This is a genomic window from Halobacterium sp. KA-4 (assembly GCF_021028995.1).
Lineage (GTDB): Archaea > Halobacteriota > Halobacteria > Halobacteriales > Halobacteriaceae > Halobacterium.
Map to the genome: position 1 here is coordinate 1 of NZ_JAJJZG010000034.1, position 15,002 is coordinate 15,002.

Consider the following 15,002-nt stretch of genomic DNA (forward strand, 5'->3'; position numbering starts at 1 on the left):
CTCGATCTCCTCGGCGTCCTCGTCGGCTTCGGCATCGTCCGCCTCCTCGTCGTCGTCCTCGCCACCGCCGGGCTCTCGGCCGCCGACCTCCCGCTGCTCGCGGACGTACTCGACCCGCTGGTCGTCGTCGCGCTCGCGACCGCTGGCTTCGGCGCGACGGCGGCGTTCACGGGCGGCGTCGGCGGCGGCGCGGTCGGCCGCGCGTTCTCCGTCGTCGTCGCGACTACCATCCTCCCGTTCCTCGCGACTGTCGCCGTCCTCGTCGAACGCGTGCAGCAGAACGTGGGCGTGCTCGGCGAACTCGGAGACGTCGTGGGGGTGGTCGTCGGTCTCGTCCGCTCGCCCACCGGAACCAGTATCGACGTGGTGGTGTTCTTCGTGCTGGTCGCAGCGACAGCGCGTGCACTCGCTGCCGGCGTGAGCGCCGCGCCGCTGGTCGAACTCGCGCCGCGCGACCGTCGCGAGACGGTGTCGCAGGCCAGCCGGTACGTGGTCGCCGTCTGCTTGACCGTCTGGCGGTTGTTCGCGCTGAGTTGGGCAGTCGTGTTCGTGGCGTTCGTCACCGGCATCGCGGAGCGCGCCGTCGCACAGATGCCGGACAGCGTCGTCTCGCTCGTCGGCACGCTCGCATCCGCCGGCGTGCTGCGTACGCTCATGTTGGCCGCTATTACGGTCTCCTTGCTCGTGGTCGGCGCCCTACGCGTCGCACGTCTCGCGACCGGAGACCACCGCGAGAGCCTCCGCCGGGTCGCGCCAGCCGCTGGTGGCGGCGTGCTCGCGGTCCTCGTCGGCGTCCTGTTCGCTAATCGGGTCGTCGCTGAAGTCCGGCGCGCGCTCCCCCAGCAGGCGCGCGCGAACTTCGAGGGCGTCGTCGCGACGTTCGGCGAGCCGGCGCTGGCTCTCGTCGCCCTGCTCGCACCGCTGGCCGCACTCTCGGCGCTCCTGCTGGCGTTCGCGGGGCTGGGCTGGCTTCGCGCGATTCCCCAGCGCAGCGCGCCCGCCGCCGTCGCAGCAGGCGCGCTCGTGGTCGCCGCGGCCGCCGCCGGCGTGCAGGGCGCGCCCCGTGAATTCGTGTTCGCGCTCGTCGCCACGGGGATGGTCGCGTGGGACGTCGGCGAGTACGGCGTCGGCGTCGCCGCGGAGTTGGAGCGACACGCGCCGACCGCCCGCGCGGAAGTCGTTCACGTCGCCGCCGCGGTCGCCGTGGGCGTGCTCGCGTACTACGCCGCGACGCTCGTCGGTGGGGTCGCCGCCGGACTCCAGACGCCCGACCCAGGCGCAGCGCTAGTCGCGCTCGTCGCGGCAGGCGTGGGACTGGCGGCGCTGGTCGGCGCGCTCGCGGAGTGAAGAATTGAGCTACCCACCCCTGAAGGGGTGGGATTCAGCATGGACTCCCGTTCTAGCCGAAACCTCGGCAGGTGATTCATACTCACCGTTCACGTTCAGCGTCCCGCTGTTCAAGCGCACGCCCAAGGGTGCGCCTTCGTCGCCCCCGGTTTGGTTGCGACGAAGATACCGCAAACCGATATTCTTGGCCGCGTTGTAGTCGGCGTGGTTCTCGTACCCGCACTTCAAGCACTCGAAGGCTTCGCCGTCGCGGTTGTCCGGGTGGGTGAACCCACAGTATGAACACCGCCGCGACGTGTTTTCCGAGGGAACCTGCTCTACTGTGATACCGTACTCTGCGGCCTTGTATTCGACATATTCGTAGAGGCGGTTGAATGCCCACTTATGCCCCCACGACGCCCCGGTCCGCTCGCGGATATCGGTTAAGTCCTCGAAGGCGATGACCGTACAGCCGTGTTGGCGGGCTTCTGCAACCAGTTCGTTGCTGATACGGTGAAGCGTCTGCTTGAATCGGCCGTTTTCTTTCCGACCGACTGCCTGGATATTCTCGTGTGCCCACCGCGTCCCGCACTCTTGTAGGTCGCCACGCCGATTTTCGTATTCACGCCGCCAGTGGTCGAACTCCGCGCCCGTCCAGAACGTACCCGTGCTGGCGACAGCGAGGTTGTTCACGCCGAGGTCAATCCCGAGAACCGTTCCGTTCTCAGGTGTTGGCTGTTCCGGCGAGTCCAACTCTCTTTCCTTCTTACAGTGAACGTGAAGTTGCCACTCGTCGTGCTTTCGATGTAGTTCCGCCCCCGTGGTTTCGTACTCGTCGGAGAACAGGTATTCCGCATGGGGTGTCTCACGATCTCTGTCGGGTAGCACGTAGTCGGCTTCGACCCGACCGTCTGTAGTGGCGAGAGACACGTAATCGTCGTAGAATGTGGCAGTTCGGTGGTCGTAGACGACGTGCGGGGAAGTCATACGCGGTTTCGACGCCTTCTTGCCTTGCTTCCATCGTTCGACAACACTCTTGCAGGCTTCTGCGGCCTTGTTGCGGGCGTTCTGAACCAGCCCCGTGTTTAGCGGCGTCTGATCGCACACGTCGTCGTAGGTTTCGCCTTGAAGTTGACCTTTGCTCGTGGTGACGTATTCGCCTTGGAAAGCGTGGTCAACCACGTATTGTGCCGCGAACAGAAATTCGTCCACGGTGTCACGGAGAAGTGCGTCGTCATCACTGTCCACGTCAAGCGTGACGGGGACAGTCCGGCGCACTTCCATAGATTAGATGTGATACTGGTGGTTTATGAAGATTAGGGAGTCAGGGTGGCTACGTCTGGTGGTTTGTGGAGCGGAGCTTACGGATTCATCCCACGGCTAACGCCGTAGGGTTTCTCCTGTATCTTCTCTAACACCGAAGCGGTCGACCTCCAGAGTATGCGGACGCTCTACGTGCAGCCGCTCTGCCCGTACTGCCGGAAAGTCAAACGCGCGCTCGACGACCTCGGACTCGACTACGAGACCGAACGCGTCTCCTTCTTCAAATTCCGCCGGGACGAAGTTCGAGAAGTCAGCGGCCAGTCGCAGGTGCCCGTGCTCGTGGACCCCGAGCACGGCGTCGACGGGATGCTGGAGTCAGACGATATCGTCGACTACCTCTACGAGACCTACGGCGAGTAGTTACGACACAGCCGGTACCTGCACGCTGTCGAGGACGTCCCGCACGACGTCCTCGGAGTCGACGTCCTCGACGGTGGCCTGCCCGGTGAGCACGAGCCGATGGACGAGCACGGACTGGCCCGCTCGCTTGACGTCCTCGGGCGTGACGTACTCGCGGCCCTGCACGACGGCGCGGGCGCGAGCGACCTCGAAGAGACGCTGGGTACCCCGGGGACTCACGCCGACTTCGACGCGGTCGTCCTCGCGGGTGGCGCGCCCGATGTCGACGACGTAGTCGCGGACGCCGTCGCTGACCGAGACCGTCTCCGGGACCTGCTGGAGGTCGGCGAGCGCGTCGTCGGGGACGACCTGTGACACCTCGGGTGTGGTGGTCTGGCGGTCCGCGCGGCGGTCGATGAGTTCTCGTTCGCCCGCTCGGTTGGGGTAGCCGATGCCAGCTTTCACCGCGAAGCGGTCGCGCTGTGCTTCCGGTAGTCGGAACGTGCCCTCCTGCTCAACGGGGTTCTGGGTCGCGATGACGAAGAAGGGGTCCGGGAGCTGGTGGGTCTCGCCGTCCACGCTCACCTGTCCCTCCTCCATCGCTTCGAGGAGTGCGGCCTGCGTCTTCGGCGGCGCGCGGTTGATTTCGTCCGCGAGCACGACGTTGGCGAACACGGGGCCGGGGTTGAACTCGAAGGACTCGGTGCGGGCGTCGTAGACGTGCGAGCCGGTGATGTCCGACGGGAGGAGGTCGGGCGTGAACTGCACGCGAGTGAAGCCGAGGCCGAGCGCGTTCGCGAGGCTGCGCGCCGTCAGCGTCTTCCCGGTGCCCGGAACGTCCTCCAGGAGGACGTGGCCGCGAGCGAGCGCGCCCGAGAGGACCGTTTCGAGGAACGTGCGGTCGGTGACGACCGCCTCGCTGACTGCGTCTATCACGTCGGTGCACGTCCGGGCGGCGGTGTCGGCGTCCATTCGAGTCGTGGGTCGCCGCCACCGTCCTTGTAGTTGTCGCCTGTTCTCGGCGCATCACTGGAATAACCGCTCAGTTAATACCGCGCCAGCCCGTCACTTCGACTAACCTAGCGAAACGCATACACCGCTCCCACCGAGAGGAGTGCGTGCTAGCGCCGTTCGAGGACGGGGCAGGCGTCTCGAACGGGCAACGGGGGCAACCGACGAACATGGGACCTGACACAGAGCTTTCGAACGTCGTACTCGTCACGGTGGACTCGCTCCGAGCGGACGCCATCGGAGCGTACGACGCACAGCGACACACGCCAGTGATGGACCGCCTCGCCCAGCGAGGGACCGTCTTCGAACGCGCGTTCGCGAACGGGAACTGGACGCCGTTCTCGTTCCCGTCGATGCTCTCCTCCCGGCCAGTGTTCTCCGATTCCGACGAGGTCGGTGTCAGCGAGTCGCCGACGCTCGCTTCGGCGCTGTCCGACGCGGGCGTCGCCACGGGCGGGTTCAACGCGGCGAACGGCTTTCTCACCTCGCACTGGGGATACGACAAGGGGTTCGACGAGTTCGAGCCGTTCGTCGCCAGCGTCGGGTCGAGCATCTACAGTCGCTACCTCGCTACTCACCCCACGGTCGAGGCGTGGCTGCAGCTCGCGACGTCCCCGCTGCGCCGCGCCGGGTCGTGGCTGCGCGGCGACAGCGACGACCGGCCGTTCCTCGACACGTCCCGAATGTTCGACGTCGAGCACGCTGCCACCGAATTCGTCGAAGACACCGACGAGCCGTTCTTCCTGTGGGTCCACTACATGGACGCACACACGCCGTACGTCCCCGCACCGCGGTACATCCGCGAAGTGTCCTCGAACGTACTCGGCACCCACCGGATGCTGCACGCACACACCCGCACCGGCCTCGGATGGGAGGTCGGCGAACGCACGCTCGGCGACCTCCGTACACTCTACCAGGCCGCTGTCCGGCAGGTCGACGCCAGTATCGGGCGACTGCTGGACACCCTCGACGAGGAAGGCGTCGCCGACGAGACCGCAGTCGTGCTCGCCGGCGACCACGGCGAGGAGTTCCAGGAGCACGGCCACCTCGCGCACTACCCAAAACTGTACGACGAACTGATTCACGCGCCGCTGGTCGTCGACGTCCCCGGCGCGGAGCCGCGGCGCATCGAGCAGCAGGTCGGCCTGGACTCGATTCCGCCGACCATCACGGACCTGCTGGACGTCGACGCGAACGCCGACTGGCAGGGCGACTCGCTCGCCACCGCGGTCCTCGACGGCGACGAACCCGACGACGACCCGGTCGTGTCGGTGACCGTGCGTGGCGAGTCGGTGACCGCCCAGCCCATTCCGCGCTCGCTGGACGACGGCGACCTGCTCGTGAGCGTCCGCGACGCGGATTGGACGTACGTCGAGAACGTCGACGCCGACACCCACGAGCTGTACCACCGGCCGTCGGACCCCAGCCAGCAGGACGACTTGTCCGTGGACCCGTCGGCGGAGGCCCGCGAAGTCGTCGAACGGTTCGCGCCGCTAGTCGACGAGCACGCGGCCGTCATCCGCGACCGGAGCGGAACGACCGAAGCCGCAGTCGACGAGGACCTCGGCGCGCGGCTGGAAGCACTCGGCTACAAATAGATGGTCCGGCGCTACCTCCGCGGCCTCTACGAGGGGCCGTTCGCGATGCAGTTGCGACGGTTCGTCGCCGTCGGCGCGTTCACGGCGGGCGTCCAGATGGTGTTGCTGTGGGCGTTCGTGGACGTCGGCCGTCTGAACTATCTCGTCGGCGCAGTCATCGCCATCGAAATCACCATCGTCCTCTCGTACGTCCTCAACAACGCGTGGACGTTCCGCCGCTACCGCAACACCGGCACCGTCGATTTCCTCGTCGGCTTGCTGAAGACGAACGTCATCCGCGGCTCCGCGATTCCGCTACAGGTCGGCGTCCTGTTCGCGCTCGTGGAGTGGCGCGCGCTCCCGTACCTGCTCGCGAACGCGTTCGCCATCCTCGTCAGCGGCCTCTACCGCTACGTCCTCGACGCACGCTGGACGTGGGGTTAGGCGTACGAACGCCGCTGGATGCCGCTCGCGGTCGCTTCTGTTGACTCGCAGAACGTTCAGTCCAACTGCTTGCGCATCGCGACGTGGGGAATGCCTGCTTCCTCGAACTCGTCGCCGTCGCGGACGTAGCCGCGGCGGTCGTAGAACCCGGCAGCGGGCAGTTGGGCGTGGAGATACAGTTCGTCGAACCGCTCGCGCGCGGCGGCTTCGAGGGCGTCCATCAGCGCCGCACCCCAGCCTTCGCCGCGGCGGGCTTCGCGGACGGCGACGCGCTCGACTTTCCCCACGCTCGCCTCGTACTCGCGGAGGCGCGCAGCCCCGACGGGCTCGTCGTGTTCGGCGTAGGCCACGAAGTGGAGCGCGTCGCCCTCGTGTTCGTCCACTTCGAGGTCCTCGGGGACGCCCTGTTCGTCGACGAACACGGCGTACCTGACGTCGAGTGCGTCCTCGTAGCGGGCGTCGGTGTCGGCTCGCACGACCGGCATGAAAACGAGTCGGGCCGCGAGCCGGAAAACCCCTACTGCTCGTCGGCGACGTCCGCGACGAACTCTTCGAGCAGCGACGACAGCATCCCGGCGAATCCGGTGTCGCGGCTCCAGAACGCGGTCTCGGTGCCGTCGTCGCCAGCGACGCTGATGAGCACCGCAGTATCGTCGACCATCACGACGCGCTCGGCACCCATGTCGGGGGTCGGCTGCTGCGCGACCGCGACGTCACCGATGCGGCTCACGACCGCCACCCCCGGAGGACTGTTGGTAGAATCATACTGACAGTGTGGTTCTCGGGTTGTACTGACAGCTACTGCTTACACAAACACACCGGGAAGAGCGGTAATCCGTATCAACTACTCGCGGCGCTGGCGGTAGTCCGGCAGCGTGTCGTCCTGCATGACGGCCGTTCGCCCGCCGTCCACGAGCAGGGACGTGCCCGTCACGAACGCCGCTTCGTCGCTCGCGAGGAACGCCACCGCCGCCGCGACGTCCTCGGGCTCGCCGATGCGACCCACGGGGTGGATGGAGTCGAGGTGTTCGCGGTACTCGTCGTCCATCTCCTCGGTGGTGCGGTCGACGGCGACCCAGCCGGGGTTCACGGTGTTCACGCGAATCGACGGCCCGAAGTCCAGCGCCATCGCCCGCGTCATCCCGTCGATACCCGCCTTCACCGCGTTGTACGGGAAGTGCTTGGGCATCGTCAGCCGCGCGTGATTCGAGGAGACGTTGACGACGCTGCCGCCGTCCATCGCCGTGACGGCGTGCTTGGCGGTCAGCCAGTACGACCGGAAGTCCGTCTCCAGCACGAACTCCCAGTCCTCGATGGTCGCCTCGTCGGCGGGCGTCTCCGTCTGCACGCCCGCGTTGTTCACCAACACGTCCAGCCCGCCGAAGCGCTTGACGGTCGCCTCCACGAGCGCTTCGATGTCCTCCGGGTCGCGCATATCGGCTCGTACGAACACCGCCGAACCCGCTTCCTCGTCGCTGATTCGCTCCGCAACCACCTCGCCGTCCTCGACTGTCCGACCGGTGACGACGACGTTCGCGCCCTCCGCGGCGAGCCGGCACGCGATACCCTCTCCGATGCCGCGCGTCGACCCCGTGACGAGGGCGGTCTTCCCCGCGAAGCGTTCGCCAGTGCTCACCACTCGGCGACACCTCCGTCCTCGTGACGCCAGATTGGGTTGTGCCAGTCGGGCTCCTCGGACGCGCGAATCGCGTCCTCGTCCACGTCGATGCCCAGGCCCGGCCCTTCAGGGAGTTCGACGTAGCCGTCCTCGTACTCGAACACCGACGGGTCTTCGAGGTAGTCCAGCACGTCGCTGCCCTCGTTGTAGTGGATATCGAGGCTCTGCTCCTGAATCAGGGCGTTCGGTGCTGCTGCGTCCACCTGTACGCAGGAGGCCAGCGCGACCGGCCCGAGCGGGCAGTGGGGTGCCATCGCCACGTCATAGGCTTCGGCCATCGACGCGATCTTGTTCACCTCGGTGATGCCGCCGGCGTGCGAGAGGTCCGGCTGGATGACGTCCACGCTGCCCTGCTCGAAGACCTCCTTGAAGTCCCACCGGGAGTACATCCGCTCCCCGGTCGCGATGGGCGTCGTCGTCTTCGCCACAATCTCCGGGAGCACGTCGTTGTGCTCGGGGAGCACGGGCTCCTCCACGAAGAACGGGTCGTACGGTTCGAGCGCGGCGACCAGCTGCTTCGCCATCGGCTTCGAGACGCGGCCGTGGAAGTCCACGCCGATGTCCACTTCGTCACCGACCGCCTCGCGGACCGCAGCGATGCGGTCGACGGCCTCGTCGACGGCCTCCGGGTTGTCGACGCGGCGCATCTCCGGCGTCGCGTTCATCTTCAGCGCGGTGAATCCCGCGTCGACCTTCTCCGCAGCGGCCTCGCCGACGTCGCCGGGTCGGTCGCCGCCAATCCACTGGTAGACGCGAATCCGGTCCCGTGCTGGCCCGCCGAGCAGTTCGTAGACCGGCGCGCCGAGCGTCTGTCCCTTGATGTCCCAGAGAGCCTGGTCGATGCCCGCGATGGCGGACATCAGGATGGGGCCGCCGCGATAGAACCCCCCGCGGTACATCGCCTGCCAGTGGTCCTCGATGCGCGTCGGGTCTTCGCCGAGCAGGTAGCTCTCGAACAGTTCCTCGACCGCCGTCTCGACCGTCTTCGCACGCCCCTCCACGACCGGCTCCCCCCAGCCGACGGTGCCGTCGCTGGTCGTGACTTTCAGGAACAGCCATCTTGGAGCCGCGTGGAACAGTTCGTAGTCGGTAATTCGCATTACGTCGAGGACTGACCGGACACCCGTTAGTGGTTCCGGTCAGGCCCGCGAGCGCTCAGAACGACTGGCCGCTACTGGGACTGGAACCGCCGCGGCCGCGGTACTCGTAGTCGCCGAAGCCCAGCACCGGGAAGAAGATGGCCGGAATCAGCCAGAGTCCGATGCCGAAGAGGAGGCCGCAGCCGAACGACTCCGCGATGTCGATGGAAATCTTCGCAAGCACGAAGATGTTCACGATTGGCACGAACAGCAACAGCAGCCACCACCACTCGTTGCCGCCGATTTTGATCATCACGTAGACGTTGTATATCGGGATGATGGCGGCCCAGCCGGGCTCGCCGGCTTTCGAGAACGTCAGCCACGTTCCGCCGACAACAGCGACCAAGACGACCAACGCGATGAGTAGTCCGACAAGCCCAGCGACGGCGTCACCGGCGCTCGACTGGAGGGGCAACAGGAGACTGTCGAGTGTCATTCAAGACTACTACAGGCGCACCACCGTAAAAAACTCCGGGACGTCACTCTAGTTGCTCAGCGTACTCGTAGTCGGCGGGGTAGGCGTTCGGCGCGGCGTCGTCGATGCGGATGCCCCACCCGTCGAGCACCGTGGGGTCGTCGAGCGCTGTGCGCAGCGTCTCGCGCACGTCCTCGACGTCCACGCCGTAGTAGTCGCCGGGCACGCCGTCGAGGTACTGCAGTGCCGTCCGGAAGAGACTGCGCATCCCCGCGTCGTCGCCGGATGCCGGGCGGTCGTCCGCCGTGCTTCGCGTCCCGTCGCTCTCGAAGTTGTAGTGCTTGTGCGCGCCCGCCGCGACCTGCACCATCCCGTGGAGGAACGCCGACTCCGTGGTGCCGCTGCCGTAGTTGTACCACTCGTCCTCGAAGAGTGTATGCGTAGGTGTAAACAAATCCTTAGTTATTTGCACTTGGCGTATGTCGGTTGGCATGAGGTAGGCCACCATGGCGAAATCAATGCGTGAGCGGTACGAAACAGCCCGAGAACGAATTAAGAACGACGACGACGTAAGCGATAAGGAACGCGAGCTGATCCTCGAATTTCTGGACGCTAATGACCCGCGCCGGAACACGTACAAAATGCCGGACGGGAAAACGAAACAAGACGGGACCCTGGCCCGCTACGCCCGGGGGCTTTGTCGAGTGGCGCGGGACTTGGAGCCGGACCTTACCGAAGCGACGGCATACGACATTAACCGGCTCATGGACGCCTATTTGAACGGAAACGTCGAAGGCGTCAAAGACGAAGGATTAGCGAATAGTTCCGTTCGGAATTTTCAGGGTCCGACCCGACGGTTCTACCTGTATCACGACGATCTCGGGGTAGACCGCGACGACATTCACTTTGCGGACCAAGATGAGTCCCCGGTTGATGAGCGGGATATGTTCACCGCCGAAGAGGTGCAAGCCCTACGGGACGAAGCGAAACGACGCGGGTCCCGGGACGCTTGCTTAGTCGACCTACTCCTATACACGGGCCAGCGACGTAGCGCGTTGTTGAATCTCCGGCTCAAAGACGTGAAACCCGACGAAGGGATATTTTACCTGAATGACGACGACGGAGACCTGAAAGGTGCGAGCGGGAAGCGTCCGCTACTCGGGGCGGAAAAAGCGGTGAGGGAGTGGAAACGTCAACATCCGAGCGGCGACCCCGACGACTATCTGATCACTCACAAGCATAAGCAGACTAACCGCGATGGGGTACGACCTGGCGACAAGCTCGACCCGAGTACCGTCTACCGTCAGCTACAACGGATCGGGGACGCCGCCGGAGTCGACAAGCCGGTGAACGCTCACAACTTCCGGCATTACTTCGTCACGGTGTGTAAGCGGGACTACGGTATGGATAATGATACGATCAAGCACCTAATCGGCCACGAACCCGATAGTAAGGTGATGGAACGGACCTACGCTCACCTAACGGACGAGGATTACATCAAGAAGGCCGAAGAAAAGCGTGGGCTTCGAGAACCGGAAGAGGATAACCCGCTCACGCCGCCCGTTTGTGACGGGTGTGGGGAACCGCTCGACGGTGAATGGAAATCCTGCCCCTATTGCGGTATGACATACACCCCGGACGCCAGGGACGCCGAAGAGAAAATGCAGGACGACGTGAAACAGGATTACCGCGAAACGGACCCGTCGGACACCGATACCATGGACAAGCTCGACGAGCTGGATAATCTCTTAGACGATCCCGAAATCAAGCAGCTGCTGCATGAACGACTAGACGAATAGCCGCCATTTTTTCTCTTAGGTAACTTAAGCGCGGTTCTCAAACCCCCGATATTGGCGCGTCACGGTGTGAACCTCAAAGAACCCGCCTCCTTAGCGAATAAGGATGTGTAAGAGCCTCTAACTCCCGGGAATACAGGCAATAGACACCGCGAATTTGGTGGAACCCCATGGAAGGGTATTTCTCCGACGCTACCCCTACACTAAGAGCTATCTATCCCCAATCCAAATTCATGGGTATAGATTCCTCAATCTTCGAGGGTTTGAGAAAGTGTTTCGCGTCGTTCTTTCTCGCGTTTCATACCCGCAGCAATCCGTTTACCGAAATCGTCGGGAAGTTTTTCGCTACGTGAAGACGAAAGTCCAAATCGGGATTTCCATCGATAGATGGTCGCCTCTGAAACACCGAAAGCAACTGCAACCTCACCCGCATCATAGCCTTCTGCGAAGGCAGCTTCGAGAACGCTCGGGTTCTGGTAGTCTAATTCATAAAGTCGTTCTCGATCTATATCTTGAGCTATCTGTTCTAATTTGGCGTCGTTACGTTCTTGTCGCGTGGAATCATCGCCCTGCATGGGTGTGTTCTAGCACTCCTGGCGGTCGACGTCCATAGCGTCGGTCGCCTTCTAGCGACAACACGCCAGTAGTGTGTGGTGCAAATTCACAAGCCTGTAAAGATTGGTATTGACGACTTGTGAATGAAGTCGGCAACGAACCCACCAATTCACCCCCTATATCCCCGCGTGAGCGTTTTGGACGCCGGGTATTTGTCCGAAGTTCTCAAAACAAGATAGTATGCGGTTAGAAGCGACCGACAAGCCCGGCCAATACAAAGTCTGGTTGACGGATAGGGAGCTAGGCCAGCTACGCCGCCACGCCGGGAGCAAACGCAACGATCTACTCATTCAATTGGGCGGGTACGTCGGGCTTCGCGCCTTCGAGATACCCCAGGTGTGTCCGCGCCACGTCAAACGAACCGACGACGGCGAACACTACCGGCTACGGGTCCCCGAAGGAAAGGATACGACCGGCAGCGGTGGGAAGCCACGGGACGCCTATCTTCCCGAGAGTGTCGAGCGGGAGCTACACCAATACCAGCAAGAGAACGACCTACGCCCGTCCGACCCGTTCATAGACCTATCCGAGTCCAGGGTTCGAGCCGTCGTTAAGCGGGTGGCGAACACGACCGCCGACGAAACCGGCGAAGAGGATTACCACCACGTTTCGAGCCACGATCTCCGGCGGCGGTACGCCCAAAGACTACTCGTCGACGAACGCATGAACCCCAGGGTAGTCATGGCCGTGGGCGGGTGGGACTCATTCAAAGCGATAGAGCCGTATTTGAACGCCCCGAGCGAACGGGTCGTAAACGAAGCCTTCGACGGCGCGAACGTCGGCGTCTAACCGTATACGCCCGTCACGGTCGCGCCAGCGTAGCGCGTAGCACACACGAAGGGAGTTTCTACGTATCTTCTACTACTGTCGGACGCGGGCCGCCCACGGGACGCTCACGGCGCTTAGAATTGACGTGAGAATCTTCGAGCTTAGCGGGGGCTATTCTCCAAGTTCCTGAATAATCTCCTTCCGCCATTCGTTCTCTTCGTCCGGCCAATCCGGGATCGGGTCCGTCGGCTTCGGTTGGGCCATACCGTTTTCGTCCGGCTCACGGATCGGCTCACGTTCCTGGCCTTCGTCGACGGGCGAGAACCATACAATCTCGACGTCGCGAACGACCGACCGATCTTCGACGTGGTTTTCCTCCGGGCCACGGTCCCCGATCGGTGGTTGTGTGTACGTCCACCCGTCCCGATCGAGCCGCGCCGTCACTTCCGCGACCGCCTGGCCGGGCGTGGCTACGTCGTCTTTGTCCTTCGTCGGGTGGTCCGTATGGTGAGCGGCGCGGATTTCCCACCCGTTCGTTTGGTCGGGGTCGGCGTTGTATCCGCATATGAGCGTGACGCGCTCCCCGTCGTCAAACGCCGGGTCGCGCTCGGGGAGATCGTAGCGCCGTCGAATGTCGTTCTTCCGGTCGCACCGATTACAGTATTCGTCCCGAATGAGATTCGGGATACGAACGAGGGGAAGGCCCGTGATTACCTCTTTGAGTCCTTCCGGGGTCGGTTCTTGCGTGTCGATCGCGGGCGTGTCTGAGTGTTCGAGTGTCGCGGTCATGTGGTCACGTTCGCGGTTTGGTTTCGCCAGCTGAACTTTCTCCCTCTCTATGCGTGTATATAGTATATACCCTATTGCCCTGACTTGTGGTGGCCGGCGGTGGCTTCGCCTTTTGGCGATTAGCCCGACTGGTTCCCCAAGTGTGGTTTGCGTGGCTCATTCTTCCCTCGGATCGGCTACTAACTCGCGGTGTTTGCCGTTCTTCCATTCGCGAACCCGATTCCCGACCCAGGTATCAGACTTCTCCGCGAGCGCGTCGGCTACCTCTTCGTAACTTCGCGTCATATCGGTGTCCCACGGTTTGTACAGTCTGATAGCGACTTTGATTTGCTCCCGGCGCTCGATCTCTTCGGGAGTGGCCGGCTCTTCGCCGTCGCCTTCGGCGTCGCCTTCGAGCGCGTCGGCGTCCCACGTCTCTGAATGAATGAGATCATCCTTCCGCTCGGAGAGATGGCGATAGTACGGGTCGCCTTCGGCGTCCATGTTCGGGAAGGCTATGCGGTCGGTATCCTCGCCGTAGCTAAGTCCCTTCGTCCGGGTCTTAGCGCCCGACCCGCTCGAATTGAACGGAACTGTCACTTTGTACGGCTGAAAGAACCCGATCGGCTTCTCTCGACACCACACGCGGTAATCGGCGTATTTCTGAAGCCGTGGGTCGGCTTCGTTCCAATCGGGAAGCGTCGCCAGCGTGACGACGCGCTTCGAGCGTAGGAGTTGCCACGCCCGCCCAAAGTCGACGTTCTGGCTCGACATGGCGCGCCTGGCGTCCCCGCTCCCCGCGCCTACGAATTCGTCGAGAACCAACACGGACGGCTGTTCATGGCCCGGCTGTTCCTGATACCGCTTCAGGTAGTGAGCGCCGGAAAGGGTCATGTCGTCTTTCTGAATATCGTACCGGAACGCCCGGGCGATAAGCCGCGCCAGGGCGACCGCCCCCGACGTTTTCGCGACGCCTTTCCGCGCGTTCTCGGCGTCGACGAAGATAATCGCCCCACCCTTCCGGGGACCGAAAACGTCGTCCATGAGAACGTTCCAAAACTTCGTTTCCGTGATATGGCGCTCGAAGGCGGCGTTTCCGCCGGCTACGCGGGCGTCGCTCATTCACCCCCACCCCCTTCGGCCCCGGTTCCGTCGGCTTCGAGCTGTGGCGCGTCGCCTCCCGGCGGCCCCTCTTCGAGAATGTCCGAGTAGTCAAACCCGGCGTCCCCCTGTTCTTCAGCAATTTCAAGGTCCATCCCCACTTCGGCAAAGAACCTGTTTGCCACCGAAAATATCTGCATACATTCATGGATACCGGCGGGCGCGGGCGATCCGTCTCGCTCCCGCGTGAAACCCATTTTCGACGCCCATTCAGTAATCGTATCATAGGGGCGGTCATCAGGGATATGTTGGCTTCCGTCCCAATCACTTCGCGCGATTAGCGGTTTCAGCTCTATAATATACAGCGAAACGTAGTGTGCTAACCGCGAAATCTCGAACAGCGGGTACGACGTTCCCGTTTGCTGGTTTATTTCCATCTCCGAGATATGATCCGCTACCCGCTGGCGGGCGTCGTGAATCTCCTTAAACCGCTGTTGGCGGTTAAAGTCGTCCGGGTCGGTCACTACCGCGTCCGCCGTCTGTGGGTCCGTGGGGGCGTTGTGTTCTGACATGGGGGCTCTGGTGAATCGCCAGAAGGCGTTCGATTTCACTGTTTCACGGATCGCTTGATGTTGTAGACCGCACACATCAGGACGATCTCACGAAATTCACGGTACCACGCTCGGGCACGCACCGCGTGGC

General features: G+C 63.4%; 17 protein-coding genes and 2 pseudogenes. 6 read left to right on the plus strand and 13 right to left on the minus strand.

What is annotated here, in order from left to right:
• Positions 1–1,347 (plus strand): DUF7519 family protein (locus LPA44_RS17495; protein ID WP_230890769.1); only part of this gene is annotated, 1,347 nt, incomplete at its 5' end.
• Between the two features lie 9 nt (positions 1,348–1,356).
• Here the strand turns inward: LPA44_RS17495 and LPA44_RS17500 are convergent.
• Complete coding sequence (locus LPA44_RS17500) at positions 1,357–2,610, minus strand: RNA-guided endonuclease InsQ/TnpB family protein (protein ID WP_230890770.1); 1,254 nt, start codon at positions 2,608–2,610, stop codon at positions 1,357–1,359.
• A 156-nt stretch (positions 2,611–2,766) separates the two neighbouring features.
• Between LPA44_RS17500 and LPA44_RS17505 the strand changes: the two genes are divergently transcribed.
• Positions 2,767–3,009, plus strand: a complete 243-nt coding sequence (locus tag LPA44_RS17505; protein WP_230890771.1) for a glutathione S-transferase N-terminal domain-containing protein — start codon at positions 2,767–2,769, stop codon at positions 3,007–3,009.
• Here the strand turns inward: LPA44_RS17505 and LPA44_RS17510 are convergent, their stop codons facing one another.
• Positions 3,010–3,960 carry an AAA family ATPase gene (locus tag LPA44_RS17510; protein WP_230890772.1) on the minus strand — a complete coding sequence of 317 codons (951 nt, stop codon included), beginning with the start codon at positions 3,958–3,960 and terminating at the stop codon, positions 3,010–3,012.
• A gap of 209 nt (positions 3,961–4,169) precedes the next feature.
• On the opposite strand from LPA44_RS17510, the gene LPA44_RS17515 reads away from it, so the two are divergent.
• Together LPA44_RS17515 and LPA44_RS17520 are read left to right on the plus strand one after the other, a co-directional pair.
• Entirely contained in the window at positions 4,170–5,597 is a 1,428-nt protein-coding gene (locus LPA44_RS17515; RefSeq protein WP_230890773.1) for a sulfatase, read from the plus strand.
• Complete coding sequence (locus tag LPA44_RS17520) at positions 5,598–6,020, plus strand: GtrA family protein (protein ID WP_230890774.1); 423 nt, start codon at positions 5,598–5,600, stop codon at positions 6,018–6,020.
• A gap of 56 nt (positions 6,021–6,076) precedes the next feature.
• Here the strand turns inward: LPA44_RS17520 and LPA44_RS17525 are convergent, their stop codons facing one another.
• The 6 genes and pseudogenes from LPA44_RS17525 to LPA44_RS17550 all read right to left on the minus strand — a co-directional run.
• The gene (locus LPA44_RS17525) at positions 6,077–6,505 is read right to left on the minus strand and encodes a GNAT family N-acetyltransferase (RefSeq protein ID WP_230890775.1); all 429 of its coding nucleotides are present in this window, start codon (positions 6,503–6,505) and stop codon (positions 6,077–6,079) included.
• Between the two features lie 32 nt (positions 6,506–6,537).
• Entirely contained in the window at positions 6,538–6,750 is a 213-nt protein-coding gene (locus LPA44_RS17530; RefSeq protein WP_230890776.1) for a hypothetical protein, read from the minus strand.
• A gap of 114 nt (positions 6,751–6,864) precedes the next feature.
• On the minus strand, positions 6,865–7,656 hold the full coding sequence (locus LPA44_RS17535; protein WP_230890777.1) for an SDR family NAD(P)-dependent oxidoreductase: 792 nt from the start codon (positions 7,654–7,656) through the stop codon (positions 6,865–6,867).
• Positions 7,653–8,798, minus strand: a complete 1,146-nt coding sequence (gene dgoD, locus LPA44_RS17540; RefSeq protein ID WP_230890778.1) for a galactonate dehydratase — start codon at positions 8,796–8,798, stop codon at positions 7,653–7,655. Before dgoD ends, LPA44_RS17535 begins: the two co-directional genes overlap by 4 nt.
• 55 nt (positions 8,799–8,853) lie before the next feature.
• Positions 8,854–9,273: a DUF5684 domain-containing protein gene (locus LPA44_RS17545; protein WP_230890779.1), complete on the minus strand. Its 420-nt coding sequence runs from the start codon at positions 9,271–9,273 to the stop codon at positions 8,854–8,856.
• Between the two features lie 43 nt (positions 9,274–9,316).
• Positions 9,317–9,694 (minus strand): annotated as a pseudogene (locus LPA44_RS17550) (DUF309 domain-containing protein); the annotation flags it as partial.
• 64 nt (positions 9,695–9,758) lie between these two features.
• Between LPA44_RS17550 and LPA44_RS17555 the strand changes: the two are divergent.
• Complete coding sequence (locus LPA44_RS17555; protein ID WP_230890780.1) at positions 9,759–11,051, plus strand: site-specific integrase; 1,293 nt, start codon at positions 9,759–9,761, stop codon at positions 11,049–11,051.
• A gap of 245 nt (positions 11,052–11,296) precedes the next feature.
• Here LPA44_RS17555 and LPA44_RS17560 read toward each other — a convergent pair whose 3' ends face one another.
• A complete protein-coding gene (locus LPA44_RS17560) occupies positions 11,297–11,623 on the minus strand; it encodes a helix-turn-helix domain-containing protein (protein WP_230890781.1) in 327 nt (108 codons plus the stop codon).
• Between the two features lie 220 nt (positions 11,624–11,843).
• On the opposite strand from LPA44_RS17560, the gene LPA44_RS17565 reads away from it, so the two are divergent.
• Positions 11,844–12,452, plus strand: coding sequence for a site-specific integrase (locus tag LPA44_RS17565; protein WP_230890782.1), 609 nt, complete (start codon positions 11,844–11,846; stop codon positions 12,450–12,452).
• A gap of 150 nt (positions 12,453–12,602) precedes the next feature.
• On the opposite strand, the gene LPA44_RS17570 is transcribed toward LPA44_RS17565, so the two are convergent.
• The 4 genes and pseudogenes from LPA44_RS17570 to LPA44_RS17585 all read right to left on the minus strand — a co-directional run.
• Positions 12,603–13,220, minus strand: a complete 618-nt coding sequence (locus LPA44_RS17570; RefSeq protein WP_230890783.1) for a hypothetical protein — start codon at positions 13,218–13,220, stop codon at positions 12,603–12,605.
• A gap of 156 nt (positions 13,221–13,376) precedes the next feature.
• Positions 13,377–14,321: a hypothetical protein gene (locus LPA44_RS17575; RefSeq protein WP_230890784.1), complete on the minus strand. Its 945-nt coding sequence runs from the start codon at positions 14,319–14,321 to the stop codon at positions 13,377–13,379.
• Positions 14,318–14,824, minus strand: coding sequence for a hypothetical protein (locus LPA44_RS17580; protein ID WP_230890785.1), 507 nt, complete (start codon positions 14,822–14,824; stop codon positions 14,318–14,320). Before LPA44_RS17580 ends, LPA44_RS17575 begins: the two co-directional genes overlap by 4 nt.
• An 83-nt stretch (positions 14,825–14,907) precedes the next feature.
• Positions 14,908–15,002, minus strand: a pseudogene (locus tag LPA44_RS17585) (IS5/IS1182 family transposase); the annotation flags it as partial.